General features: G+C 61.3%; 22 protein-coding genes. 12 read left to right on the top strand and 10 right to left on the bottom strand.

All coding sequences use genetic code 11. From position 1 onward, the window contains the following. Positions 1-607: 607 nt before the first annotated feature. The 7 genes from JO015_02845 (at position 608) to JO015_02815 (ending at position 5,912) form a co-directional block, all read left to right on the top strand. Positions 608-1,072 (top strand): hypothetical protein, encoded by a 465-nt coding sequence (locus JO015_02845; GenBank protein ID MBV9998029.1) that lies wholly within the window; start codon positions 608-610, stop codon positions 1,070-1,072. A 1-nt stretch (position 1,073) separates the two neighbouring features. Further along, positions 1,074-1,256 carry a 50S ribosomal protein L32 gene (rpmF, locus tag JO015_02840; GenBank protein ID MBV9998028.1) on the top strand — a complete coding sequence of 61 codons (183 nt, stop codon included), beginning with the start codon at positions 1,074-1,076 and terminating at the stop codon, positions 1,254-1,256. A 413-nt stretch (positions 1,257-1,669) separates the two neighbouring features. Beyond that, on the top strand, positions 1,670-2,707 hold the full coding sequence (gene plsX, locus JO015_02835) for a phosphate acyltransferase PlsX (GenBank protein ID MBV9998027.1): 1,038 nt from the start codon (positions 1,670-1,672) through the stop codon (positions 2,705-2,707). Then, positions 2,664-3,692 (top strand): ketoacyl-ACP synthase III, encoded by a 1,029-nt coding sequence (locus JO015_02830; protein ID MBV9998026.1) that lies wholly within the window; start codon positions 2,664-2,666, stop codon positions 3,690-3,692. Before plsX ends, JO015_02830 begins: the two co-directional genes overlap by 44 nt. Positions 3,693-3,916: 224 nt before the next feature. Next, positions 3,917-4,765, top strand: coding sequence for a TatD family hydrolase (locus JO015_02825; GenBank protein MBV9998025.1), 849 nt, complete (start codon positions 3,917-3,919; stop codon positions 4,763-4,765). Positions 4,766-4,877: 112 nt separating this feature from the next. After that, positions 4,878-5,336, top strand: coding sequence for an OsmC family protein (locus tag JO015_02820; GenBank protein MBV9998024.1), 459 nt, complete (start codon positions 4,878-4,880; stop codon positions 5,334-5,336). A 231-nt stretch (positions 5,337-5,567) separates the two neighbouring features. Further along, positions 5,568-5,912, top strand: coding sequence for an RNA-binding protein (locus JO015_02815; protein MBV9998023.1), 345 nt, complete (start codon positions 5,568-5,570; stop codon positions 5,910-5,912). 163 nt (positions 5,913-6,075) lie between these two features. On the opposite strand, the gene JO015_02810 is transcribed toward JO015_02815, so the two are convergent. The 5 genes from JO015_02810 to JO015_02790 all read right to left on the bottom strand — a co-directional run bounded on the left by JO015_02810 (position 6,076) and on the right by JO015_02790 (position 13,149). Next, positions 6,076-7,080: a quinone-dependent dihydroorotate dehydrogenase gene (locus JO015_02810; protein ID MBV9998022.1), complete on the bottom strand. Its 1,005-nt coding sequence runs from the start codon at positions 7,078-7,080 to the stop codon at positions 6,076-6,078. A 71-nt stretch (positions 7,081-7,151) separates the two neighbouring features. Next, positions 7,152-8,495, bottom strand: a complete 1,344-nt coding sequence (mnmE, locus tag JO015_02805; GenBank protein MBV9998021.1) for a tRNA uridine-5-carboxymethylaminomethyl(34) synthesis GTPase MnmE — start codon at positions 8,493-8,495, stop codon at positions 7,152-7,154. Positions 8,496-8,601: 106 nt separating this feature from the next. Then, entirely contained in the window at positions 8,602-9,033 is a 432-nt protein-coding gene (locus tag JO015_02800; protein ID MBV9998020.1) for a GxxExxY protein, read from the bottom strand. Positions 9,034-9,101: 68 nt separating this feature from the next. After that, complete coding sequence (locus tag JO015_02795; GenBank protein ID MBV9998019.1) at positions 9,102-10,220, bottom strand: histidinol-phosphate transaminase; 1,119 nt, start codon at positions 10,218-10,220, stop codon at positions 9,102-9,104. Positions 10,221-10,278: 58 nt separating this feature from the next. Further along, positions 10,279-13,149, bottom strand: a complete 2,871-nt coding sequence (locus JO015_02790; GenBank protein MBV9998018.1) for a TonB-dependent receptor — start codon at positions 13,147-13,149, stop codon at positions 10,279-10,281. Between the two features lie 28 nt (positions 13,150-13,177). On the opposite strand from JO015_02790, the gene JO015_02785 reads away from it, so the two are divergent. Together JO015_02785 and JO015_02780 are read left to right on the top strand one after the other, a co-directional pair. Continuing rightward, positions 13,178-13,345 carry a hypothetical protein gene (locus tag JO015_02785; GenBank protein MBV9998017.1) on the top strand — a complete coding sequence of 56 codons (168 nt, stop codon included), beginning with the start codon at positions 13,178-13,180 and terminating at the stop codon, positions 13,343-13,345. 182 nt (positions 13,346-13,527) lie between these two features. Then, a complete protein-coding gene (locus JO015_02780; protein ID MBV9998016.1) occupies positions 13,528-14,559 on the top strand; it encodes a hypothetical protein in 1,032 nt (343 codons plus the stop codon). Positions 14,560-14,776: 217 nt separating this feature from the next. On the opposite strand, the gene JO015_02775 is transcribed toward JO015_02780, so the two are convergent. From JO015_02775 to JO015_02755, 5 genes are all read right to left on the bottom strand, one after another. Next, on the bottom strand, positions 14,777-16,363 hold the full coding sequence (locus JO015_02775) for an O-antigen ligase family protein (protein ID MBV9998015.1): 1,587 nt from the start codon (positions 16,361-16,363) through the stop codon (positions 14,777-14,779). A 238-nt stretch (positions 16,364-16,601) separates the two neighbouring features. Next, positions 16,602-17,996, bottom strand: coding sequence for an exopolysaccharide biosynthesis polyprenyl glycosylphosphotransferase (locus JO015_02770; GenBank protein ID MBV9998014.1), 1,395 nt, complete (start codon positions 17,994-17,996; stop codon positions 16,602-16,604). A gap of 39 nt (positions 17,997-18,035) precedes the next feature. Then, a complete protein-coding gene (locus JO015_02765; protein ID MBV9998013.1) occupies positions 18,036-19,160 on the bottom strand; it encodes a glycosyltransferase in 1,125 nt (374 codons plus the stop codon). Further along, entirely contained in the window at positions 19,151-20,356 is a 1,206-nt protein-coding gene (locus JO015_02760) for a glycosyltransferase family 4 protein (GenBank protein ID MBV9998012.1), read from the bottom strand. Before JO015_02760 ends, JO015_02765 begins: the two co-directional genes overlap by 10 nt. A 241-nt stretch (positions 20,357-20,597) precedes the next feature. Continuing rightward, positions 20,598-21,212 (bottom strand): hypothetical protein, encoded by a 615-nt coding sequence (locus JO015_02755; protein MBV9998011.1) that lies wholly within the window; start codon positions 21,210-21,212, stop codon positions 20,598-20,600. Positions 21,213-21,347: 135 nt separating this feature from the next. On the opposite strand from JO015_02755, the gene JO015_02750 reads away from it, so the two are divergent. The 3 genes from JO015_02750 to JO015_02740 form a co-directional block, all read left to right on the top strand. Continuing rightward, positions 21,348-22,664 (top strand): glycosyltransferase family 4 protein, encoded by a 1,317-nt coding sequence (locus tag JO015_02750; protein MBV9998010.1) that lies wholly within the window; start codon positions 21,348-21,350, stop codon positions 22,662-22,664. Between the two features lie 685 nt (positions 22,665-23,349). Continuing rightward, positions 23,350-24,648: a hypothetical protein gene (locus JO015_02745; GenBank protein MBV9998009.1), complete on the top strand. Its 1,299-nt coding sequence runs from the start codon at positions 23,350-23,352 to the stop codon at positions 24,646-24,648. 11 nt (positions 24,649-24,659) lie between these two features. Then, positions 24,660-25,064, top strand: a 405-nt coding sequence (locus tag JO015_02740; GenBank protein ID MBV9998008.1) for a hypothetical protein, incomplete at its 3' end; no start/stop codon positions are given.

Below are 25,064 nucleotides of genomic sequence, written 5' to 3'. Positions count from 1 at the left end.
CTCATCAAGGAAATTGCACGTCTGGGCGGCAGCGTGGACGCTTTCGTCCCGTCCTGCGTGGCCAAAGCCCTGGACGCGAAACTCAGATCCTAGGAAATGCCACAAATGCCACAAGTGAAAAAATGCCACAAATGGAAGAGGGTGTCGAGTAACGAGTAACGAGTAACGAGTAACGAGTAACGAGTAACGGGTAACGGGTGTGGAGTTCGGGGTTCGGAGTTCGGAGTTCGGTCACACGGCGGCCACAGCGGGTTTGGCGGGCACAACGGCCGAGTTCACACGGCGACCACGGCGGGAAGAGAAAAGGGTTCGGAGTTCGTTAATCTGTGTCAATCTGTGTAATCTGTGGATGAATTTCTCTTTTGCGTGTTCTGCGGATGATTCCTGCCTTCCCGCCGTCTGACCCGACACCCGACACCCGACACCCGACACCCGTTACCCGTTACCCGACACCCTCTTCCATTTGTCGCATTTTTGCGCTTGTGGCATTTGTGGAATTTTTTACTCCAGGGCCCTCGCTCAGGTGGAAAACTTAGCGCGCCGTTGGTATCTTGGTCGCTCAGGCGGCACCGAGGCGATCTCCTCAGCGCGGTGCCCCTCCAGGCTTATGAAGGTTCATCTCTTGCAAGTACCGCCGGAAGGTATTCACCTGGTCGGCAAAGAAGAAACGGAAATCCTCGAACTGAACGAACCGCACGTTCACCCGCTGGACCACGTGGCTTACGATCTGCAGGTCGGCGTTTCGGGGACCTCCCTTTTTGCCACCGGGCGGCTCTGGGTCAACCTGGAACTTGAGTGCGTAAGCTGTTTACGAAAATACGTGTACCCGCTCGTGGTACCCGATTTTGCCGCGCAGGTTGACCTGACCGGCCCCGAGGTCATCGACTTGACGCCGCTGGTTCGTGAAGATATCCTCCTCGTCCTTCCTGCGCACCCCCGGTGTGATTGGGATGGAAAGACCACGTGCCCGGGACCCCGGGTGCAGGGCCTGACGCTCGATGCGGAGCCTACACAGGTGCCAAGCGCCTGGGACGCGCTCGACGATTTAGATTTGAAACCGAAGATCAACTGAGATGGGTGTTCCAAAGAGAAAAACGTCCAAGATGCGGCTGCGTACACGGAGGGCCGCCAACCGCTGGCACGCGCCGCAGTTGACCAAATGCTCACAATGCGGCAGCCGGGTGCGCGGCCATATCGCCTGCCCGTCTTGCGGCTATTATCGAGGACGCCAGATCCTCACCGTCGAAGCCGCTTAAGGTGGCCGCCATGGGATTCGTTCCGAATCAATGACCATTCTTTGAAGCGGCGCTCGATCGTTCTGAACGAACTCCGGAACGGATCAATCCGCAGCGGTCCTGAGGGCCGCGGTTTGTCCGGCGGACCTTCCACGATTTTCAGGGCTTTCGGATCAAAGGGGCAGCCGGGAGTCCAGGAAGCCTGAATTGCCCCTCGTGATCGGCGAACCCCGCCTGGCCCGGGAAGTGCGCCGGCGGGGTGCCAGGCGGCTGTTGTCGGGGCCTTTCGACTCCGCAGCCGGTGGAAGCGTGCCCGCCGGGACAAATGGCAAATCGTGGTTCAGCCGTTACGATTTCCAGTTGATCGCTGATTCTTCTTGGGCTAGTGCCTCTCCTACCAGCGCTGACCTTCCTGCCGCGAGTCACGTGATCTTATGAGGATTGCTTTAGATGCCATGGGCGGTGACTTCGCCCCACGCAATACCATTGAAGGAGCGGTACTCGCGCTTAAGGAATACCGCCATATCGAAAAGCTGTTTCTGGTAGGCGACGCCGTTACGATCGGCAACGAACTCAACCGCCTCGCATACCAGGATGACCGCATCGAGATTTTTCACGCATCGGAAGTCGTCGATATGCGGGAGTCAGCTGCGAAGGCGATCCGGCAGAAAAAGGACGCTTCCATCTCGCGGGCAGTCGACCTGGTCAAGAACAATGCTGCCCAGGCGGTCGTTTCGGCAGGGCACACCGGCGCTGCCGTTGCTGCCTCAGTACTTAAACTCCGAACCCTTAAAGGCATCGAGCGGCCTGCGGTGGCCTGCCTGTTGCCGACGGAGACCAAGGTCTTTGTCCTTATTGATGGCGGCGCCAACCCCGACTCAACGCCTGAAAACCTGGTCCAGTTTGCCATCATGGGTGCCGTCTTTTCCGAGCACTTTTTAGGGTACAAGAACCCTTCCGTCGCCCTCATGTCGATCGGTCAGGAAGACACGAAGGGTAACGACGTTACCAGGGAAGCTTTCAAACTGCTGCGCCGGAGCGGCCTCAACTTCCGAGGCAACATCGAAGGCCATGACCTTTTCGAAAATCCGGCCGAGGTCGTCGTTTGCGACGGATTTACCGGGAACGTGGTGTTGAAGACGTCAGAAGCGATCGCCCACGCGATCTTCACCTGGCTTAAACACGAGCTTTTCCGGACACCGGTCCGCAAGCTCGGCGCCAAGCTCGCCGAAGGCGCTTTCCGATCGATCAAAAAGAAAACCAACTACGAAGAGTACGGCGGAATGCCGCTCCTGGGGGTGAACGGCATCTGTATCATTGCGCACGGCGCCAGTTCCGCCCTGGCCATCAAAAACGCGATCCGTGCTGCGTGCGATTCGATCCAGCACGAGATCAACCCTCAAATCCTTCGCGAATTGCAGTCTTATAATGAGAAGTTCACCACTACCACCGCCCCCACGTCGGTCCAGTAAGCCACGCCGCACAGTTTCCATCATCGGCACCGGAAGCTACGTGCCCAAGCGGGTCATGACCAACCGGGAGCTCGAGCAGATGGTGGACACTTCGGATGAGTGGATCCGAACCCGGACCGGGATCGCCGAACGGCGAATCGCGGCCCCGGACGAGAGCACCAGCGACATGGCGACCGAGGCCGCCCTTGCCGCCATGGAACAAGCCCAGGTCACCGCCGACGAAATTGACCTCATCATCGTCGCGACCGTGACGCCGGACACCGCCTTCCCCGCGACTGCCTGCTGGGTGCAGAAGAGACTCGGCGCGATGCGGGCCGCGTGCTTTGACGTTTCCGCCGCGTGCGCAGGGTTCCTGTACGCGCTGGAAATCGCCCAGCAGTTCATTTCCACCCACGTTTACAATACCGTCCTGATCATCGGCGCCGACAAACTCAGCGCGATCACCGATTGGACCGACCGCAACACCTGCGTCCTGTTCGGCGACGGCGCAGGCGCCGCCGTCCTGCGCAACCGGCCAAACTCTCACGGGGTGATCTCGACTTACATGGGCAGCGACGGCACCTTTACCGACATCCTGATCATGCCTGGAGGCGGCAGCCGTTGCCCGATCACGCCGGAAAACCTGTCGAAACGCCTTAACACCATCAAAATGGCCGGCAAAGAAGTCTACAAACAGGCTGTTACCTCGATGTTTACGGCCGCGAACCGCGCTTTGGAAGACGCCGGCCTCAAGTATGAGGATATCGCCTGCGTGATTCCCCACCAGGCGAATTTCCGGATCATCGAGGCCATTGCTGAACGGATGCGCCTGCCCATGGACAAGTTCTACGTGAACCTTGACCGCTTCGGAAACACGTCCGCGGCTGCCGTCGCCATGGCGCTGGACGAGGCGCATCGCAACCAGCGCATCAAAATCGGCGACTACATCCTCCTGGTGGTCTTCGGCGGCGGCCTGACGTGGGCCAGCTCCGTGATACAGTGGTGAGTAACGGGTAACTCGTAACTCGTGGCTGGTTGTACTCGGCCCGTTAAGGTCCGGGTATGTGCAAGCGGCAAGTACGCCAAGCTTCAAGAGGACTGAGCAATCCAGCGGGACGCCGGATACGATTGGCCGCCGCCAGTTACGAGTTACCCGCTACCAGTTACCAGTTACCAGTTACCAGTTACCAGTTACCAGTTACTAGTTACGCGTTACCCGTCACCGGTTCCATGCTAGTCGACACACACGCGCACCTCGATTTTCCTGAGTTCGCCGGTGATCTCGACGCGGTGCTCGCCCGGGCAGCCGAGAACGACGTGGGCCGGATCATCTCGATCAGCACCGACCTGGCATCGACGGGTCGCGTCCTGGCGTTGGCGGCGCAGTACCGGCAAGTCTACGCCACCGCCGGAATCCACCCCAACTACGTACAAATCGATCAGCCGGATTTCGCCGCCGAACTGCGGCAAGTGGCGAGCCGGCCGAAAATCGTGGCCATCGGCGAGATCGGCCTTGATTACCATTACCTGCCGAGCCGCAAGGAAAAAGAGGACATCGTCCGCTCAGCCCTCGGCGCGGCTTCGCTCGGGTCGGTAGAACTCGAAATCCAGGATGAAGCGCTCAAGGCGGCGCAGGCAGCCGCGTTCGAACAACAGCTCGAACTGGCGGAAGAACTGGCCAGGCCGGTTGTGATCCATCAGCGTGACGCGTGGGACGACACGCTCGCCATCCTTCGGAAACATGATGTGCGCGCCGTCTTCCACTGCTTCAGCGGTAACCTTGCCCAGGCCGAGGAAGTGCTCGACCTGGGACACCTTGTTTCCTTTACCGGGATCGTCACCTTCAAGAATGCCGCGGAGGTCCGGCGGGCGGCAGCGGAGCTTCCCCTCGACAAATTCATGATCGAAACCGACGCCCCGTTCCTTGCGCCCGTCCCTTTCCGGGGAAGACGTTGCGAACCGGCGTTCGTACGGTCCACCGCTGAAGCCATCGCCCAGGCGCGCGGCATCAGCCTGGAAGCAGTGGCGGAGCAAACCACGGCCACCGCACGCGCCTTTTTCGGGTTACAGGACCCGTGATCGCCCCGCCACCCGCCACCCGCCACCCGCCACCCGACACTCGACACTCGACACTCGACACCCGCCACCCCCCGTGGTTGATCGCCGGTTATCAATGATCGATGATGCTTGCATGGTCACGATCGAGATTGAATACCAGGGCCAGCTTCACACCCAGGCCGTCCACGGTCCCTCCGGCACCCGATTAATCACTGACGCACCGGTCGACAACGGCGGCAAAGGCGAGTCGTTTTCGCCGACCGACCTGGTAGCCACGGCGCTCGGGACCTGTATGGTCACGGTCATGGGGATTTTCGCCGCCCGGCACGAGATCGACCTCCGCGGCACCCGGGTGACCGTCGCCAAGGAGATGGTTCAGCAGCCGGTACGCCGGATCGGCACCTTGCACGTCGATATCCATGTGCCGTTGCCGGCCTCCCATCCGCACCGGAGCGCCCTCGAAAACGCCGCCCGGACCTGCCCGGTGCACCAAAGCCTGCATCCCGACGTATTGATCTCCGTTGCATTCCATTACCGGGCCGAAACGGGCGCCCAGGCCGCTCCGGTGCTCGAGCCGGCCGTTGTTTCGTGAAGGCCGCCTGCGAAATTCAATGAGGTTTACCTCGGAACCCTCCTGATCCCATTTCCGGGGTTCTCTCTAGGGCCGTCCGGAAAGATTAACTTGAAACCGGCGGCTTCATGCCGTACGCGATTACTGACTTCTTTTCGTTCGGGGTGATTGTCAGGAGTTTCGACTCATTGGCGATTGGGTCCACCATGGGCTAGTGCCTGCTCGAGGAGGCGTCCAAGGTTATAGTCATTTATGTCTGCTAAATTGTACGTAGGTAATCTTTCTTTCGCGACCACCGAGTTGGATCTGCAGGATTTGTTCGCTCAGGCTGGCACGGTCGTTGATGTAAAGATCATTCAGGATAAACTCACCGGCAAGTCGCGTGGGTTTGGGTTCGTTACGATGGGTTCCGATGAACAAGCCAGCGAAGCGATCAGTAAGTTCAACGGGTTCTCCCTCGATAATCGTCCCCTGACGGTAAACGAGGCGCGGCCGCCAGAAGCTCGCCAGGATCGGTTCTTCCAGGCTGACGCTTCGCGTGGCGGCGGGTCGAAGGATTCGCGCCGTGGACGTGACCGCGATTTTCGCCGTCGTTAATCTCAATCAAAAAATAGAAGCCAACCACAACCAACAACCGATTAACCAACAGTCACCGGAAGGCGCGCTTCGGCGCGCCTTCCCATTTTCTGTCGCGTTCCAGTCAGTTGCTACGATTTGATCAATTCGCTCTTTATCTTAACTGAGTCGCTTATTTGATCGATCACCGAATGCGCCGGACTATCCTCCGGACCAGGGCCGGTCCGCCGTAGATAAAACCGGTATAGAGTTCAATCAGGTCCGCACCTTCATCAAACCTCGCCTGAGCGTCGGCCGTATCCATGATGCCGCCGGCAGAGATCACCGGGATAGACGTGCGCGCCTTTAAAAACCGCAGGATCTCCAAAGAACGCCCGCCTAACGGGCGCCCGCTCAAACCTCCCGATTCTCCCTGGGCGCTGCCGAGCCCCTGGTGATTGAGGGTCGTGTTGGTCGCGATCAAACCGTCCAATCCATGTTCCTGCACCAATGCGAGCACATCCTCGATTTGCTCAAAACCAAGGTCCGGCGCGATCTTCACCAGCATCGGTTTGCCCGGATTCTCCGCCTGGACGGCCCGGAAAAGGGCGCCGAGCGCCGGGCGTTCCTGCAGGGTTCGCAACCCGGGCGTATTCGGCGAGCTCACGTTCAGCACGAAGTAGTCGCCCAGGTCCCGGAGCAGCCTGAAGGAGTGCAGGTAATCTTCCGCTGCTTGCTCCAGCGGCACGACCTTGGTTTTTCCGATGTTGATGCCGAGCGGGATTCCGGGCCAGGAGGGTCGTCCCCGTGCCGCGCGGATGCGGCCGGCGATGGCGCCCGCGCCGTCGTTGTTGAATCCCATCCGGTTCACCAAAGCTTCATGTTGAGGGTACCGGAAGAGCCGCGGTTTCGGATTCCCGGGCTGGGCCTCCGCCGTGACGGTTCCCACCTCGGCAAACCCGAAACCGAGCGCGGCCCAGGCGGGAATGGCCGCAGCGTTCTTATCGAGCCCGGCTGCAAGGCCCACCGGGTTAGGGAAGGTTAGACCGAACACCTTTCGAGGCCGGGGCGCGATGCTGCCGGTAAACCACCATCGCAGCAAGCCCGGCGCCCGGGATGCAAATTGCAGCGTCCGGAGGCTAACATCGTGCGCGAACTCGGGATCAAGGCAGAAGAAAACGGGCCGGAGGATGTCCTGATACCAATCCACACCAGACTGTTAGATCAGAACGGACGAGTCAGCCAAGGAAGATAAAATGGCGCCGCGTCCTGGCCGGCGCGTCACTTTCCAATGCAAAATTCGCTGAAGATCCTGCCCAGCAGATCTTCCGTGTCAGTCTTGCCGACTACCTCGCCGATGGCGTCCAGGGCCTCGCGGAGCTCCACCGCAGTCAGCTCGGGAGAGTTTTCCTCGCGGAAACTCGTCAGCGCCTCTTCCAGGGCGCCTCGCGCGCGGGTTAGACAGCGCTGGTGGCGCACGCTGATGGCGATGCGAAAATCTTCGCCGCTGCTGCTGGCGCCGCCGCTGTGCAGGAAAAAGCCGAAGATGGCCTTTCTCAAGGCATCCGTCCCCCGGCGTTCCCGGCAGGAAAAGCGAATCGCGTCCGGCACCCGGTCCCAATCCGGATGGCTGCCGAGATCGGACTTGTTCAGGATCAACAAGTAATGTTGCGCCGGCGGGGCGAGGCCGGCCGGCCGGGGCGCGCTGCCGTCCACCACCCAGAGCACCAGGTCGGCATCGCCGAGCTCACGGGCGGTACGGTCGATGCCGGCCTGTTCAAGGACGTCCTGGGTCAGTCGAGCCCCGGCCGTGTCGATCAGGCGCACCGGGATACCTTGCACATTGATCACCTCCTCGATGGTGTCTCGCGTAGTACCCGGCAGCTCGCTCACGATCGCCCGTTCGAACCCGAGCAATAAATTGAGCAGACTTGACTTGCCGACGTTCGGCTGCCCGTAGATCACCGTACGCAAACCGTGCCGGAGAATCCGGCCTTGTTCCGCGCTGGCGAGCAGCTGATCGATGCGTCCCCGGATCTCCTCCACGCGCCCGGCCAGGGCGCCGGCCGTCTCCGGATCAATCGCCTCGTCCGGAAAATCGATGTAAGCCTCCACGTGCGCCAGGACGGTGAGCAGCCCGTCCTGCAATTCGAGCAGATCGGCACCCAGGTTGCCGTTGAGCTGCTGGTTGGCGGCGCGCAGGGCAAGGTCAGTCTGGGCCCGGATCAGGTCCATGACGGCTTCGGCCTGAGTCAGATCCATCTTCCCGTTGAGGAAGGCGTGCCGGGTAAACTCGCCGGGCTCAGCGAGCCGCGCGCCTTTCCTCAACAGCAGTTCAAGGATGCGCTGCGCGACCAGTAAACCGCCGTGACAGCTGAGTTCGACCACGTCTTCACCCGTGTAACTTGCCGGCGCCCGGTACCAGATCGCGACGCCATGGTCCAGAACGCCGGTCTCGTCCCCGATCGCACCGAAGTAAGCGTGACGCGGCCGCGTCACCGCCTTGCCGTACCGCGGCTTGAAAACGGCGTCCAGGATCCGCTTCGATTCCGGTCCGGAAACGCGCAAAATCGCAATCGCCCCTTCACCCGCCGGTGTCCCCACCGCCGCAATCGTGTCCGACAAAACCTCCACAGATGAAAACTATCCACAGATTACAGACTAAAATCGTCCACAGATTACACAGATTAGGTCACACAGCGGGAAAACAAATATCCGCAGAACACGCAGATCACGCAGAAAAATCCTGATTTTTGGTCACCTGCTGGCGCACGAGACGGCGAAACTGCAACTGCGTGGTTCCGAAGTTCAGCAGCAGCGCTTTCTCCAACCGTGCTGCTCTCAAGTAATTAAGCACCTCGGCCACTTCCCGATTACTGATGGCATCAAGGGCTTTAAGTTCCACCACCACTCGACCGGCTACGAGGAAATCCGGTCTATAGGGGTGACCTAGCTGCCTGCCTTTGTAGAAAACCGGGATTGGTTTCTCCCGTTCAAACGGTATTCCGCACAAATTGAGCTCGATGGCAAGCGCCTCCTGGTAAACAGGCTCGAGGAAACCGGTCCCCAACTCCCTTTGGGCTTCGAATGCCGCCCCGAGAATTCGGTACGTCTCCGGATCCCGTTGCGGCGATCGAGAGAGAACGTCGTCATCTTCTTCCATTTCGCCCGGCCCATCTCTTTTTCTGCGTCCTCTGCGTGTTCTGCGGATCTTTTTCCGTTCTCTGCGGATCAACCGGTACGTCGCGCGGCTAGCACGGCGTCAAGGTCGTCGATGAACCGCCGGTTCTGTTCAGGGGTGCCGATGCTGACCCGGATCCAGTCAGGCAATTTATACTCATTCATCGCCCGGATGATCATGCCGCGCCGCAGGAGCCGTTGAAACAGGTCCTGGCCGTTGCCCACCCTGACCAGGATGAAATTGGCCGAACTCGGCACGAACTCCAGCCCGCGGCGGGCAAGCTCTTCCTGCAGGAAAGCGCGTCCCTGGTCGGTGATTTCCCGGGTCCGCGCCTGGTGTTCGTCATCCTGCAAACCCGCCAGGGCGCCCGCTTGCGCGATCGCATTCACGTTGAACGGCTGGCGCGTCTTATGGAGAAGCTGGATAAGCCGGCGATGGGCCAGGCCGAACCCGATGCGGAGAGCGGCCAGGCCCTGGATCTTGGAGAACGTACGCAGCAGGATTACGTTATCGCGGTCCCGGAGGTACTTCAGCGTGTCGGGCGGCCCGGAAAGGAATTCATAATACGCCTCGTCAAGGGCGATCACCACCGAATCAGGCACGAGCGACACCAACCGGTCGAGCTGCGCTTCATCCACCACGGTGCCGGTGGGGTTATTCGGATTCGCGAGGTAAATGACCTTGGTTCGGGCATTCACCGCGGCGGCCATCGCGTCCACGTCGGCTACGAACCCGGGGTCATCCACCTCGATCGTCTCCGCGCCAAACAAATGCGCCATGATCCGGTAAACCGAGAAGGCGTGACGGGCGACCACGATGTTGTCACCGGGCTGCAGAAAGGCGTGCCCGAGAAATTCGATGATCTCGTTTGAACCGTTGCCCAGGACGACATTTTCCAGGTCCAGGCCGAACCGTCCGGCAATCGCCGTACGTAAATGGTAAGCGCCGCCATCCGGGTAGAAATGGGCTTTGGGCAGCGCGGCCTGCATGGCCTCGACTGCTTTCGGCGACGGTCCCAGCGGGTTTTCGTTGGAGGCGAGTTTGACGATCTGCCCCGGGTCCAGCCCCAGGTCCCGGGCGACGTCTTCGACCGGCTTGCCGGGCACGTAACATACCAGGCTGTCCAGCCATTCATTGGCCCTCGAGAGGGCCCCTTGTTCAAGCTGCATACCCCCTTCTCCTACCCGCAAACCGGACGGTGTAAACCCGCAAAAACGCGGGGCTGGCTCAGAACACTTTGCGCAGGCTCACGTACCAGACGCGGTCGCGAATGTCGTAAAGCGAGGTGTCGTACGTCGTAAATTGGGACGCGGCCGCCCCGGCAGAAAAGGGGGGCTCGGTGTCAAACACGTTGTTGACGCCGGCCTGGATGGTCGTGCCGCCCAGGAGCCTTGACCACCACGACGGCTTGCCGTACGTGCCCGGCGGCGCGGTGATCTCCTTGCCATCCTTCCCGTAGGAAGCGGTGAGACGGTTGTCGGCCGCAATCGGTTCAGGTCTCTTGATCTCGTAGGAAATCCGCAGGTCCAGCGTCGTGTATTCCCGCACTTTTCGCTCCGGCGGGCTTACCTGAATGGCGTTGGGGTCGTCCCAATACCCCCCGACGTAGTTGACTCGCAGCCCGGCTCCGAACCCGCCAAGCTGGTAGGCCAGGTCGACGTACCCTTTCCAGTACGGGATCGCTCCCGGGGACAAATCCCCGTTACCCGGGTCAGAATACCTTCCCAGGTAGTTGGTTACCGGGGCGCCCGCGGAATATTGGACCTTGTACTTCAGCGTGTAATTCCACTCGGTGTTAAGTGTCAGCTGACCCCATTCAAACCGCGGCGTCTGGTAAACCAGACTCAGATCCAGGCCTTCGACGTCGCGGCTGGCAACGTTCAGGGCAACCGCGTTGATCTGGTTGAAACTTCCGTCCGGGTTAAACGAGATCAGGTTGGAGAACAGACCTTGAGAAAAGTAGGCCTGGATGATCGGTTGCGGGTCACCCATCAGGACCAGGTTCTTCTGGTAGATGCCGTAATAATCCGCGCTTAACGTCAGGGTGCCCGGTACAAATTTGGGCGACCAGACGATCCCGGCGGTATAGAGCCGGGCCGTCTCCGGTTTCAAATCGGGGTTGCCGCCCACGATAACCCCATTCGAAGGTTCCTCGATCCTTCCGGTTCCGGGGTTGAAAATCTCCGGAAAGCTGATCTCCTGGGCCAGAAACTGATCATTCAGATCCGGGGTGCGAAAGGCCTCCGAATACGAAGCCCGCAACGTGACGTCCTGAATGGGTTGGTATCGCAAGGTGACTTTCGGGACCGTCTGGTGGAAGTGACTCACGACGAACCCCTCTCCATTCGTGCGCGGGTCCGGTCCGGATTGCGAGGTGCGCTCATAACGGACCGCGGCGCCGACGTCGAATGAGTAAATGCCCGGGATTTTCATCTCGGGCGTGATAAGGGGCAGTAATCCCTCGCCGAAGATCGCTCCCGTTTCGCTGCGATCGAGAAAGTTAAAGCTGACCGCGTTGAATCCCGGCACGTCGCCGGCCAGGGAATACGGCCCATAATAACTGCCGAGGGTCTCCCAGCGGTACTCGTAACCGGCGGCAAGGGTGAGCCCCCCTTGGGGCAGGTCCGGCAAAAGCGTCGTGTGCAAGTCGACATCAATCACCCGTAACGTCTGCGGGAAACGCTCCGTTTCGTCATACGCTGCCTGCCCGAGCGCCGCAGCGTTATTGTAGCTGTAAGGCACCCCGCCGACCACGACGGTGCCCTGGCGCGGCCCGTAGATCGACACAAACGGATTAAATTCCCCGCTCAGGAGTTCCTGGCTCAGAACGGCGTCGCGGTAACCGCCCTTATGGTATTCAGTGGCGCCGTTTTCTTCGCTCGAGAAATTTACTTCCCACTGAATCGGCGAATAGACTTTTTCGTTGAAGGAAGGTAGTTGTCCGCTGGCGCCCGTCTGGAAAAGGTAAACTTCATTGGTCCAAAGCTGCACGCGCGGCCCCAGCTCAAAAGAACGGTAGTTCACCGTCGGACTCGGCCCCAGCACGTCCGCAAAGAGCGGGTAGTAAGGGCTGTTCGTCGCGCCGCCGAATGCAATGTCGGAATCCGGCACTGACGCAAACTCGGACTTAAACTGCGATCGGGTGTAGAGAAACGTGCCGGTTAAGTGCAGCCAGGTGGGGTCAACCGTGTACTCGAGCGAGGCGTACGCTGAGTTGCGCTCGTACGACGGCATCGTCGGAACGTCGCGGAACAGATTATATTCGTCGTAGGGGCTGGCAGTACCCAGGTCGAGCCGGTAATCGGCGCCGCTCGCCGGATTGACGAACGGGTTTACCGTCGTGTATTGCGCCGTTCCCGTCCCGGTGGGAACGAAAATCGAACCTGGGAAAATGGATGAACGCTCGTCCGCCCCGCCCAGGCGCCGGGTATCCGAATTTGAGGTGATGAACCGGTCCCGCGCAAAGAGCGCATTTCGATGGTAATAGTCGTAGCCCGCGATAATGGCTTCTTTATCGTCGCGGTAACTGCCCAACGCGGTCACGTTAAGCGCGCCGGCGTCGCCGGAGGTGGTGTTCTGGTAGGCGACGTCAAACTCGGCGTATTCGCCTTTCGGCAAGGCCTTGCGCAGCAGAATGTTTACCACCCCGCCCACGGCATCGGAACCGTAGCGCGAAGAGGCGCCATCCTTGAGAATGTCGATCCGGTCAACGAAATTTTGCGGGATCAGGCCGACGTCGCGCAGCGCGCCCACCCGAACTCCGTTGACCAGCGTCAGGGTGTACCGGTCACCGAGGCCGCGGAGGTCAATCGTCGATGAGCCCAGGGCGACTTCAGCCACCCTGGTGTTTGAGAAAAAGTTCTGCGCCTGGTTGCCGCTCGCCCCGAAGTCGGATGGAATGTAACGCACAAAGTCCGAAAGCGCCGTCGAACCGGTGGCGCGAAGCGCCGCCGAGTCGTAAGTCGTCATCGGTAGCGCCGTTTCGGTTTCCGCCGTCGGGATGAGCGTGCCGGTAACCAGGATTCTTTGCAACTCGCCGCCGCCGGCCGCCGCCGGCGTTTCCTGGCCAGGCGGGTTCGTGGCCGGCGCAGGAGACACCTGCGCTCTCAGCACTGATAGGGGAAACGTGAAAATCAAACCGGCGACCAGCAGCGCTGCCGCCGTTTCAAAAGATTTAATTATCATCAACGCGTTTCACGGGGTCGATTCCGGCCTGCTTTCGGGTGCTTTCTTACGTATGCCGATCGGGTGCAGTCAAGTAAACCTCAAAATTTCAATTATTCCTCAAAATTGAAATTTCCCTGCCTCTGATCGAGTGGAGCCTTTGTAACTATAACCTGACCGCCATTGCCGGCTTGCACCCGTCGGCTTCGTCGTGGAAAAAAGGGGATGCCACGCAAACCGCGGAAAGCGGGGAGACACCCGCGTTCGATACCACCCCGCCAGGGACGGCAGAAACGGCGAGGTCCCCTCGTCGTGCTCAATACCGAGGCGATTCGGAAAGCGGCATTTCGACGGATTCAAACCCAGCGCAAAGCCCTGGAAAGGGAAACCCGAAAACTGGATCGCTTCTTGAACGCCGAACAACCGGCCTTCTTGCGGTGGTTCTCAGGTATTGCCGGCGAGTTGTTGACCGAAATGCGGGAGGCGGAAACAGAACTGAATCAGCTTGAAGCCGTGATCGGCGAGGTGCAGGAGCGCGTCTGGTTCGAAGGAATGACCCCGCAGAAAGCGTACGCGCAGGTCCGGGTGGAGGAAGCGCGCCGGGCTGCCGGCGAACCGGGGGAGCCGGAAGGACCCGAAGACGCTGATCCTGATGATGAGGCGGAGTTCGAGGCGGCGATGAAGGATCAGTTCAAGCACTTTATGCATGACAATATGCCGCCTGACGCGCGCGCCGCTTTCCGGGAGGAGGTCAGGCGCTTCAGTAAGGACGCGTTCGGTGAAGATCTCTCCTGGCTTATCGATACCCTCCCCGGACCGGCGCGAAATGCGCCCGGCTTCGAAACGCACCTTAAAACGTTGTACCGCCAGTTGGTCGGTATCCTGCACCCCGACCGGCGCGACCCGAAGCTTGATCCGGCGATCTCCACGGAACTCTGGCATGAACTGCAAGCGGCCTACCATAACCGGGACCTTGACCGGTTGCGGACCGTCTATGCGCGGATCGAATACTCGCTCGGAATCGAGACCCCCCAGCAAACCACCGTCTGGGAATTGCGGGCCGAAGCCGAAAATCACCGGGTGGCCCTCTGGGCGGTCAAAAATCAAATCAGGATGGCTCAGCAGCATCCCGGATGGCAATTCTCAACCCGGAAGGACCTCGACAAGCTCGGAGCCCAGCTCAAAAAAGAGCTTAAACAGGACATCACCTCCGCCCGGCAGGAAATTAATCGCCTCAAAGCCCTGCTCAAGAGCTGGGAAACCACGCGACGCAAGCCCAAGCCTTCTCCCTCGCAACGCCGCAAATCCAAAGCCACCCGGCCCCAGGAGCCGGAGCTGTTTTGATCCACGGATCACGCCGATTCAGATAAAAACGAAATGATCCGCAGAACACGCAGAAGAACGCAGAAAAGGAATAAAACATCCACAGATTACACAGATTAACACAGATTAGAAAAATTGAAGGCATGTCACCCTCCACCCCGGGATGGTTATTTGCCCCCGGCTTTGGAGTACCGCGCGATCAGCCGCCGCCCGCCGGGAGTAAAGACCAGTATCGGTGTTAATCCGGGTAATCTGTGGACGTTTTGTTCCTTTTCTGCGTTCTTCTGCGTGTTCTGCGGATCATTTCGTTTTTGCCTGCGGATGCCTTTTTTCTGCGGACAAGCGGTTCGGCGGGCAGGTGGTAGAGAAACGCCAGCACCACCGCGGTGTACAGCGCCAGGGAGGCGATCTGGAGCGGAAAATCCACCAGGGCATGCAACCCCACCCCCGTGAGGGACAGCAGGCAACCCAGCGAAAAGAGCCGGGTCGACTCAGGCCAGGCGACCCTGCTTTGCGTGCGGCGGGCCACCGCCGTCACCCAGCCTCCGAGGAAGAGGGCTGCCCAAAGCGCCGCCCCGATAAAGCCCCATTCCACCAGGGTCTGAAGGTAATCCTCGTGCGCGTACTCCCAGACGCCCCCGACCCGGTCGCCCCACGGTCTGGTGAAGAACGGAAAAATGATCCGGAAAGTCCCGGCGCCGAAGCCCCACCATCCCGAGATGCTCAAAACCCGCCGGACGATGATCTCATCCACGAGGTATCGGGGGTTGGAGGAGAAATCCGCCAGGAATTCCTGCCACCGGTGTAAGGAAACCTCAAAGCCGAAAGCCCAGATGACTCCTCCGGCCAGGGCGGCGAGCAACGTGCCCAGCGCAAGTTCCCGCCGGCCTAATCCTTTTCCGGCCCGGCCGAGCGACCAGAAAATGAGGACGGCCCCGAGGAGCAGGATCTCAATTGCCATGGCCGCCTTTGACACGTTCACGAAACCCGCGGCCGCGGTCACCAGTGCCGCCGCCGGCAGAAACACCCGTTCCAGCAGGTTGGCCAGCCTGCGCCACCGGCTTTCGATTACGCACGGTTCGCCGGAGCGGATCCCGTAATGCCGGTGGCCGGCTCCGGATAACCTGCCAAAAACCTGTACCGCTTTCAGGATCAGGAACGGCAAAGTCAGGTTCAGGAAAGCCCCCGCGTTCGCGTGGTAACGGTACGTCGCGAAAAATGACGTCGCCCCGGTGTCCACGGGCGATCCCCAATAAATTCCCTCGGCCCCCGTGATGCGCTGGGCGAGTCCCAGGGCGGCGATGCCCGCCCCGTTCAGGGCCAGCACCGTCCAGAACCGTTTTCGCCACCGGGCATGGAACGCGAGGTCGCCTGCCACCCAGAAAGCGCCCACCAACCCGGTAACCAGCGCCAGCCGCTCCTGCACAATCCCGGCGTCGACCACACCCGGCAACCAAGGCACGGGACTCGGCACCGTGGTAAAGGCAAACACCTCCGGCCGGAATCGCTGCCTGGCGTTCCAGGCCATGCCCCAACCCTGCAGCAGGAGCAGCAGCGTAAACAACGCCGCCGCCCGATGAATCCGGGGCAACCGTCGCACAACCACGCGTCCGGCGACGAACCAGAGGGTCAGACCGAGCAGCACCTCGGTGAGCCACAGCCTCGCCCAAGGGCGCGTCGCTCCGTACACCCACGGGGCCGCAAGGACGACGCCCAGCAGCGCCCAGCGCGGGCCCTCAACCCAAAAGTTCTGCAAAACGGCGCCCGGCGGCCCGGGCCGCGGGGTCGTTGCCGACGGCTGCGTTTCCGAATCTGTTAAAACCATGTACAGATCCCGGGCGGCAGAGCCGGGCTCCCAGCCCCGACCTCCGAACTCCGACCCGTTTCCTCTTCCCGCCGTGGTCGCCGTGGTCCGCCGTGTTCGCCGTGTGAACTCAGTCGTTGTGCCCGCCACACCCGCCACACCCGCTGCGGCCGCCGTGTGACCGTGTGAACTCTTCCGCTGTGCCCGCCAAACCCGTCGCGCCCGCCGTGTGACCGAACCCCGAACATCACTGCCCCTCTCAATAGGCGGTTCTCGGCGGGAAAAAGACCTGCCGGCCGGTCTCCAGGATGATCCGGATATCGCGCCAGATCGACCAGTGCTGGATGTACTCCAGGTCATGCTTTACCCGCGCCTCGATGTCGGCATCGGTCTTGGCCTCCCCGCGGTAACCCAGGACCTGCGCCACCCCCGTAATCCCGGGTTTGACGAACGCCCGGACGTGGTAGGACGCCATCGCCTGGCAGAACCTGCGGTTGTGAATCACCATGTGAGGCCGGGGACCGACCACGCTCATGTCGCCCCGCAGGACATTGATGAACTGCGGGATTTCGTCCAGGCTCGTCCGCCGCAGGAAACGCCCCAAGGTAAACACCCGCGCATCCTCCTGGGTTGCCTGACGCCCCTGTCCCCGGCGCGCCGCGTGCATCGTGCGAAACTTGAAAATCCGGAATGGCTGGTTGCAACGGCCCGAACGGGTCTGGCGATAAAAGAGGGGGCCGGGCGATTGCAGACGGTGCACGATCCAGACCACCACGATCAGCAACGGCAGGACGAAGGCGACGACCGGCAGGGCCAGGGCGACGTCGATGATCCGTTTGCACAGGCGATTCAGCGGGTTCTCCAGCGGTTCTTCCATGACGTCGATGACGTCCATGCCGCACAGGCTCGAGTGGGTGACCGGCCGCCCGAAATAATCGCTTAACCCATTCACCACCAGCAACCGCGAACCGTGGCGGTTGCAGATCGCCGAAAGGCCTTGGACAAACGCCCGGTTTTCCGGCAACCCAAGCAACACGACGTGCGCGATGCGCTGGCGCCGGACCACGCGCTCCAGCGAAGCCAATGCGCCTTCCTTTCCTTGCGCCTCATGCCATGAATCGTCGGAAAAACAGACGAACTCCACTCCCAGGCTCGCCATCTGGGCACGCCATTGCGTCATCGTCTCCGCCTCCTCCAGGCAACCGACCAGCAGCCCCCGCTGGACGTAATGTCGCCGGAAAAATCGGCGCAGCAAAATCCCCGGTACGAAGCGGTGACAAAAGAAGAACGCCGCGTACAGCAACGGCAGGAAGGTGAAGACGAAGAAGCGCGAAATGGAAAAATCCTTTGTCGCCGCCAGCACCAGCAGGATCGCCACCCCGACCGCCGACGAGTTAAGAAACGCGACGCGGTGATTGCTCCAGGGATCACAAGCCAGCGTGTAGCCGTGCCGGACCTGCGTACGAAACGCCATCATGGCGAGGGCAACGACCCCGGCCACGTTATAGATGATGTACTGCTGGTAATTGTACCCCGCGTAGCGGCCCAGCGTTCCTCCCAGGCCGAGGAGGTAAAGCCAGAAGCAAACCGTCAGGATACCCGCCAGCAGGCAGTAATAAACGTTATTCAGGCCTCGGACACGATGCGAAAGCATAAGGTGAAAAATTGTCGTTTCGCATAAGGTTGAGCCCGGTTACGCCGCTGCTTCCGCCGGCGTCTCCTGCCGGCGCGACGTGGCGCCTACCCGGGCGAGAAAGTCCGACATCTGGCGCAAAAACACCGGGCGGGCGAAACGCTCGGCATTACGCCGGATCCGGTAAAAATCCCAATCGATAAGGTCACAGCGCAGCACGGCGTCCGCCAGCGCCTCCGGGGTAGGCTCGAAGAACAGTACGCCCGTTTCCCCGTCGATGACGGTTTCCAGGGCGCCCCCGGCCCCGAAAGCAACCACCGGCTTGCCGCAAGCCTGGGCTTCGACCGGCGCGATCCCGAAATCCTCACGGCCGGGGAAGATGAGGCCTCGCGCACTCTCCAGGAGGCGGCGCGCTTCCCCATCATTCACCCGGCCGTAAAATTCCACCGTCGGCCCGGCCAACGCCTCCAGGCGTTTGCGATCCGGACCGTCGCCGATCACGATCAGCCGATGCCCGAGCCGGTTGAAAGCTTCCACCGCCCGGTCGACCCGCTTGTAGCCGACCAGGCGCGACAACACCACGTAATAGTCGCCGGCCACCGGGGAGACCTCAAACCGGTCAACGTCCACCGGCGGATGAATCACCTCCGAATGCCGCCGGTAAAACTCCCGGATGCGCCTCTGCACGCACCGGGAGTTGGCGACGAAATAGGTGATCCGCTGGGCCCGGGCAAAGTCCGCCCGGCGCAAGGCCGCGAGCCCGCCTTTCGCCAGGGTGCGCAGGAGCGGGTTGCTGACCTCGTGCTGCAAGTATTCGTCCGGCTCCCAGAAGAAACGCGGGGGCGTGTGGCAGTAGCACACGGTCACCGCGCCGGGCCGCGTCCGGATCCATTTGGAAAAACCGCTGCTGCTGATCCAGACCACCTCGGCGTCGACCCGGCCCAGGGACCGGAACGCAGCCGGATAAAACATGAAATACTTCTTGAAATGCCGGCGCAGGCCCGGGGTCCGTTCCAGCCACCGGGCGGTCGTGATCTCGCGCTGATCCAGCGGTGACAGTAAACGTTCCCGGTCTGCGGCGCTCGTGAAAAGGGGCGCTTCGGGAAATGCGTCCGCCATCGTGGCGACGACCCGTTCGGCCCCGCCCATCTGGATCAGGTAATCGTGGACCAGGGCTAGGCGCATCGCAATTCCTCCTGACCGGCACCGGCGTCGGCGCCGGCGGCCAGACCTTCCATCCATGCGTTCCAACGGGAGATGATCCCCTTCAGGCCGAAACGGTCCCGCGCTTCCTCACGGGCGGCCCGCCCCAGGGCTTGCGCGCGGTCCGGGTTGTCCAAAAGCGAACGGATCGCCCGGGCCAGACCGCGCGCGTCGGCCGGCTCGGTCAAAAGCCCCGTGCGGCCCTCATGGACCAGTTCCAGCACCCCACCCGCACCGGCCGCCACCACCGGCCGCCCCAGCAGCATCGCCTCAACCACCACCCGGCCGAACGGTTCCGGCGCAACCGAGCAGTGCACGACCGCGTCCACGGCGCACACCAGCGGCCGGATGTCCGGTAAAAACCCGGTGAAGTGGACGCGTTCCCTGACCCCAAGCCGCTCCGCCAGCGCCCCCAGTTCCTGCCGGTAACGGCGGTCGTCCTCCGTGAAAAGTGCGTCACCGACGATCAACGCGTGCACCCCGGGCAGAAGCGCCAGCGCCTCGATCAGCACGTGTTGTCCCTTCCATGGGGTTACCCGCCCGAAAAGGCCTATCACCGGAAAATCGCCGCGCAGCCCTGACGGCAACGCCTGCCGGGCTGACTCGGGCGCAACCGGCGAGAACCGTTCAAGGCAAAAGCCGTTGTACAAAACGTGCAGCCTGGGATTCCTGCCTCCTGCCGCGCGGTAAGCTTCGGCGCTCGCCTGCGAGTTGGCCACCACCAGCGCGGCCCGGTCCGCCAGAAAAACCGCCAGCCGGCGGTTGACGGCGCTGAAATGTGAGGCGCTCAGCACGTCGTGCAGGTGAAAGCAGAACGGCTTGCGCAGCAAAACGCTCAGCGCGGCCGCCACCACCAGCGCCTTCATCGTGTTGGCGTACAACAGGTCGTGGCCCCGCGCGATCCGGCCGGCCCGCCACAGAAAAGGCAAAAGGCCCAAAGCCGCCCTGATGCAGGCTGATGGCCCGGATGATTTACTGACGCCGGCCGCGCTGCCCGGCAATGGAACCACCCGCACGTCGACGCCCCGCTCCCGCAACACCTGCGCGAACGGTCCTTCCCCGAACAGGACTACCGTAGAGCGGTGCCGCGCAAATTCCGCAAAGTCCGCCAGGCAGAGCTCCGCTCCGCCCAACTCCCCGGACTGATCCAGGAAACAAATCCGGCATGAAACACTCACGCTGTCACTCCGTTGTGCGTAACGGGTAGCGAGTAACGGGTAGCGAGTTGCCGGAAAGCAACCTGTCCGTGACTCGTCTCCAATCCTCAGTTACGCATCCTTGGTTTCCACCTGGTAAGATTACGCGTCCGGGCCACCCGTTACCCGTTACCCGTTACCCGTTACTTGTTACCCGTTACTCGTTACCCGTTACCCGTTACCCGTTACCCGTTACTCGTTACCCGTTACCCGTTACCCGTTACTAGCTGGACGGGGAGTTAACGCTTCCGCCGCTGTTGGAGAAGTTAGCCGGGTTGCTTACTCCTGCCGGTCCTTGCAGGTTGAGGGGCGCCGCGCCTCCTCCACCCGCTGACGAGAACAGCGAGCCGACGGCATTTGAGATCGCGGTGGCTTCCGACGGCTCCAACGCCGCCGCTTCATTGGTAAGCAACGGTCCGATGACCATACGCACCGTCATGCCCTCACCATCCACCACCTGCGTCGACAACGCTTCAACCGCGATCCGGACGTATTGGGCCAGCTCGCTTGCGGGCACCACGGACTGCACCGCGTCGATAACGGCCAGGGCTTTTCGACCGTCATTGACTCCCAACTGGGAGTAGACATCATGTACGAGCGCTTTCGCCAGCTTGGGATTCGCTTGAATGGCCTGTCTGACCGCCCGCCCAAGCTCCTGCGGCGTAGCCGCCGCGATGGTTTTGCCCCCCAGTTGGGCCATCAGCGCCTGATGCGCAGCCGAGGAATGGTGTTCGGCCGATTGGTGTTCCGGTGCGGTCTGGGCCACACCTGCCACGGCGGGCAACATCACCAGGCCCACCCCCAACGCGCGCAACTTCTCCTTGATCAGTCTGGTCATAAATTTTTTGTCCTGTCCGGCCGGCCTGAGGGACCGGTGCATTGCGAGTGAGCAACGGCCTGATCGCAAAAATCTTTAGAAAATTGGGTATTTACCTGGAAATTATGTTAATTATCTGAACTTATTCGTCTTGCTATGGATAGCGCCTTTAAGGATTGCTTTCTCACCCCCTCAGCGAGACCGGACCCAGAGGAAGCCGGGCCGATTCCCACCGCCGTATTTAATGGACTGCCGCTGCCCGAGTCGCCCGCCCCGGCTGCAGCCAGGTTCGGGTTGCTCTGCGGCGGTTTCCCGCCCCGGATTGACGGTATCGGTGACTACACCTGGCGCTTGAGCCGGGAGCTTGCACAACAAGGATGTCCCGTTCAGGTGCTGACCTCCGAAGCGCGCCTCGAAGCCGGTGACGCGTTACCCCGCAGCCTTGACGCGACCGCTGCCGGCCTGGAAAGCGCCGGGATCACCGTCACGCGCTGTTTTGACCCCGACCGGCCCGCCACCCTCCGGTCCCTGGCGGATCACCTGGCGCCTGACCTCGATTGGCTCGTGGTCCAGTATAACCCTTTCGGGTTCGGCCCCCGAGGTTTCAACCCCTGGCTGATCGAGGCCCTGACGGCCATTCGCCGGCGCTCCCGCACCTGCATCGCGGTCATGTTCCACGAAACGTACGTCCCGGCGTGGCCCTGGAAGTTCACCGTCATGCGCCTTTGGCAATGGCCTCAATTCCTGGCCCTGACCCGGCTGGCGCACGCGATCTTCGTTTCCAGCGAACGTTGGATCGGCCAGGTCCACGCCTGCACACCCCGGGCGGTCTGCATTCACCTGCCGGTCGGATCCAACCTCCCGTGCTGCCCATTTTCCAAAGCAGAGGCACGTCAACGTTTAGGCATCGATCCGGAGACCAAGGTGCTCGGCGCGTTCGGCTCCGGTCACGTCAGCAAACTATCCCGGCTGGTAAGGGTCGCGGCCGAAGCCGTCCAGCGCCGTTTTCCCGACACCATCCTCCTGTCGGTCGGCAAAGGCGGCCGGACCCTCCGGGCCGAGTGCCCGGAGCTGAATCTTCGTGATGAAGGCCCCTTGCCCCCTGAAGAAGCCGCGCTTCGGATCCGGGCCATGGACGTCATGCTGGGCCCGTTCGCGGACGGGCTTTCCACCCGGCGCGGCTCGGCCATCACCGCCCTTCAGCACGGGGTGCCCGTCTGCTCCACCGTGACCCGCTGGACCGACGGCCTTTTGGTGGACCCACCCTGGGCCGGAATCAAACTTTGCGCCCCCAATCAACCGCACGTTTACGCCCAGAACGCCCTCGACCTGATCGCCCAGCCCCCCTCAGCCGAAGAAATCCGCCAACGCCACGACGCCGTCTTCGGCTGGCCTAACGTCACCGCCCGGCTCCTCGCCTTCCTCGATCCCCAGGTTAAGCGGTCCACAGATTACACAGATTACACAGATTGAGGGGAGATCGGAGTTCAGCGTTCGGAGCAGCCGTAGGGCCGGGTCCTATATTTCGGCGGCACACGGCGGGAAAACAGGAATCATCCGCAGAACACGCAGAGAACGCAGAAAAGAGAAAACATCCACAGATTGACACAGATTAGGGGGCGCACGACGGATATAGCGTCTCTCCCACCCGACACCCGGCACCCGCTTCATGTGTGGCATTCTCTTCCGCTCCGAACTCCGAACCCCGAACTCTCCCCTCTTCCCGCCGTGGTCGCCGTGTTCCGCCGTGTTCGCCGTGTGAACTCAGTCGTTGTGCCCGCCTAACCCGCCGCGCCCGCCGTGTGACCGGAGGCCAAACTTTTCCCACATGCCTCTTAAGGAGTGAAGCAGAGCGCCGATAAATCCACGTGAGCGCAACGCCGTTGTCGCCGCCCGGTTCTGCAGGGCCGGCACCCGCGCTGGTCCCGCTCAATCACCATCAAACATGACGTGAACGTGACGGAAAGGATGCCGAAACCATCAAGCGGGTCCGCTAAGCCCGCGTCGACTTTGACCGCTCTCGATCGGCGAGAACGGTTGCGGCCCCTGAACTGCAGTTCCTGAGGAGGACACCTACCCGATGCCGATCCTATCCGGGAAACCTGGTCCCATTGCGCCACAGTCAGTCCTCCGAAGTAAGCTGCTCGGCTGGAGCCGCATGCTAACGTTGTTTTTCGGCCTCGAAATCGCCTGCCAAGCCTGCTCTGTGCTTGCCTCTGTGCTGGTCGTCCACAACATGGACAAGCAGCATTATGCCTGGTACGCCCTTGCAAACAATCTCCAGGGAACCCTGGGCGTTTTCACACTTATGGGGATCGGCACCGGGCTCACCTCGATGGGTGGCCAATACCTCGGCGATCGCTCCCGGATGGGGGCGCTGGCTGCCTCGGCGATGCGCTACCGGCGCAGGCTGCTGGCGGGAGCTGCACCCGTTGCCCTGCCCATCTTCGGTTACCTTCTGATTAAAAACGGCTGCCCATTCTGGAGCACCGGTTTGCTGCTCTTGTTAGCGCTGGGGGTCCTGACGGTTGAATTCAACCGTCAGGTATTCAGCACCCCGGTACGTTTATCCGGGCGCTACAACTTTCTACAACGAGCTGCCCTCGCAGAAGGATTGTTGCGCATGGGAGCCATCGGACTTCTGATTCTTACCGGTGCTCTCAACGCCACGACTGCCCTCTTAAGCTCGGTGTTTCTCTCCGCCTTCGTGGTTAAACAAGTTATCGGAAAAACCGCGCGAACCTACACCGATCCCCACACGCCGCCTGACCCCGAAATCGGCCGGCGGCTAACCCGCCTCAACGTCAATGTCCTGCCTTCTACGCTTTCAAGCGTCTTCCAAGCGCAAATCGGGATGGCAATGATCAGCCTGTTCGGGAAAACTTCGTCGGTAGCCGACCTGGGTGCGCTGACCCGTATCAGCCTTTTGTCTGCCATTCCGCAAGCCCTGCTCTCCAAGGTGATCGAACCCAAACTGTCGCGCGCCCAACTAGGCCCGGACCTTTGGAAAAAAGCTGTTGCCGCGCTGGGGCTTGCCGTCGCCATGGCACTAGCAACCTTCATCGTGATTTTCATCACGAGTGCCAGAATTCTCTGGATCCTGGGACCTAACTACCAGCATCTGCATTGCGAGCTACTCTGTTTTGCCGCCGTTAGCTGCGGCTGGATTTTCGCAGGTCTACCTCAACTGATTCTCTACGCGCGCGGCTGGGTCCAGTACTTGTGGATCACGCCGCTGCTGGAGATCACATGCCAGGCAGTAGCCATGCCGTTTTTGGATCTCTCACATCCTCTTGGAGTGTTGAGTCTGGACGGGATCCGAGCCTTGGTCTCTTTCACCTGTTACGGGAGCTTGGTTATTCGGCAATGGCTCGTTTGGAAATCCGCCCAAAAGAGAAATTCCCGAGGTGGGAACATAGTAACGGACTACCACTCGACGGCAGATTTCCCGGCTTGACTCCAGAACCTATGCACGCTCCCGCAATAACGGATTTTACGCTGAGGACCTTGCAAGCCCCTCGTGAGGGTTACGACCTGGACAAACCCTCTCTGCTGGCCGTCTGCTACGAATTTCCGCCTCAGGTCACGCCCATGGCTAACCGTATGCAGGAAATCCTGGGCCGATTGGCCTCCCGGTGGGACATCACCGTCATCGCCCCCCAGGGCAGCAGCCCCTTGCCCCGCACCCGCCACCTCGCCATCCCGGTGCCCCAAACCGGTAAGGCCCGCCAACGGCTCCAACGGGCCCGGCTCCAAAAGCTCGGCGACTGGCTGCCCTTAAGCGACCCGCTCGACGGCTGGCGCAAGGCCGCCTACGCCGCCGCATTAGAACAAATCGAGCGCCGCCGCCCCGACCTGCTGCTGGTCTTCATC

The sequence above is a fragment of the Verrucomicrobiota bacterium genome (genome assembly GCA_019247695.1).
Lineage (GTDB): Bacteria > Verrucomicrobiota > Verrucomicrobiia > Chthoniobacterales > JAFAMB01 > JAFBAP01.
This window is presented reverse-complemented; position numbering and strand designations above follow the sequence as displayed.

Coding starts and splice junctions, on each gene's coding strand:
- plsX (MBV9998027.1), top strand. CDS start 1,670: ATGAGGATTGCTTTAGATGCCATGGGCGGTGACTTCGCCCCACGCAAT.
- JO015_02770 (MBV9998014.1), bottom strand. CDS start 17,996: ATGCTTTCGCATCGTGTCCGAGGCCTGAATAACGTTTATTACTGCCTG.
- JO015_02765 (MBV9998013.1), bottom strand. CDS start 19,160: ATGCGCCTAGCCCTGGTCCACGATTACCTGATCCAGATGGGCGGGGCC.
- JO015_02750 (MBV9998010.1), top strand. CDS start 21,348: ATGGATAGCGCCTTTAAGGATTGCTTTCTCACCCCCTCAGCGAGACCG.
- rpmF (MBV9998028.1), top strand. CDS start 1,074: ATGGGTGTTCCAAAGAGAAAAACGTCCAAGATGCGGCTGCGTACACGG.
- JO015_02755 (MBV9998011.1), bottom strand. CDS start 21,212: ATGACCAGACTGATCAAGGAGAAGTTGCGCGCGTTGGGGGTGGGCCTG.
- JO015_02775 (MBV9998015.1), bottom strand. CDS start 16,363: ATGGTTTTAACAGATTCGGAAACGCAGCCGTCGGCAACGACCCCGCGG.
- JO015_02800 (MBV9998020.1), bottom strand. CDS start 9,033: ATGGAAGAAGATGACGACGTTCTCTCTCGATCGCCGCAACGGGATCCG.
- JO015_02845 (MBV9998029.1), top strand. CDS start 608: ATGAAGGTTCATCTCTTGCAAGTACCGCCGGAAGGTATTCACCTGGTC.
- JO015_02820 (MBV9998024.1), top strand. CDS start 4,878: ATGGTCACGATCGAGATTGAATACCAGGGCCAGCTTCACACCCAGGCC.
- JO015_02745 (MBV9998009.1), top strand. CDS start 23,350: ATGCTAACGTTGTTTTTCGGCCTCGAAATCGCCTGCCAAGCCTGCTCT.
- JO015_02795 (MBV9998019.1), bottom strand. CDS start 10,220: ATGCAGCTTGAACAAGGGGCCCTCTCGAGGGCCAATGAATGGCTGGAC.
- JO015_02815 (MBV9998023.1), top strand. CDS start 5,568: ATGTCTGCTAAATTGTACGTAGGTAATCTTTCTTTCGCGACCACCGAG.
- JO015_02825 (MBV9998025.1), top strand. CDS start 3,917: ATGCTAGTCGACACACACGCGCACCTCGATTTTCCTGAGTTCGCCGGT.
- JO015_02830 (MBV9998026.1), top strand. CDS start 2,664: ATGAGAAGTTCACCACTACCACCGCCCCCACGTCGGTCCAGTAAGCCA.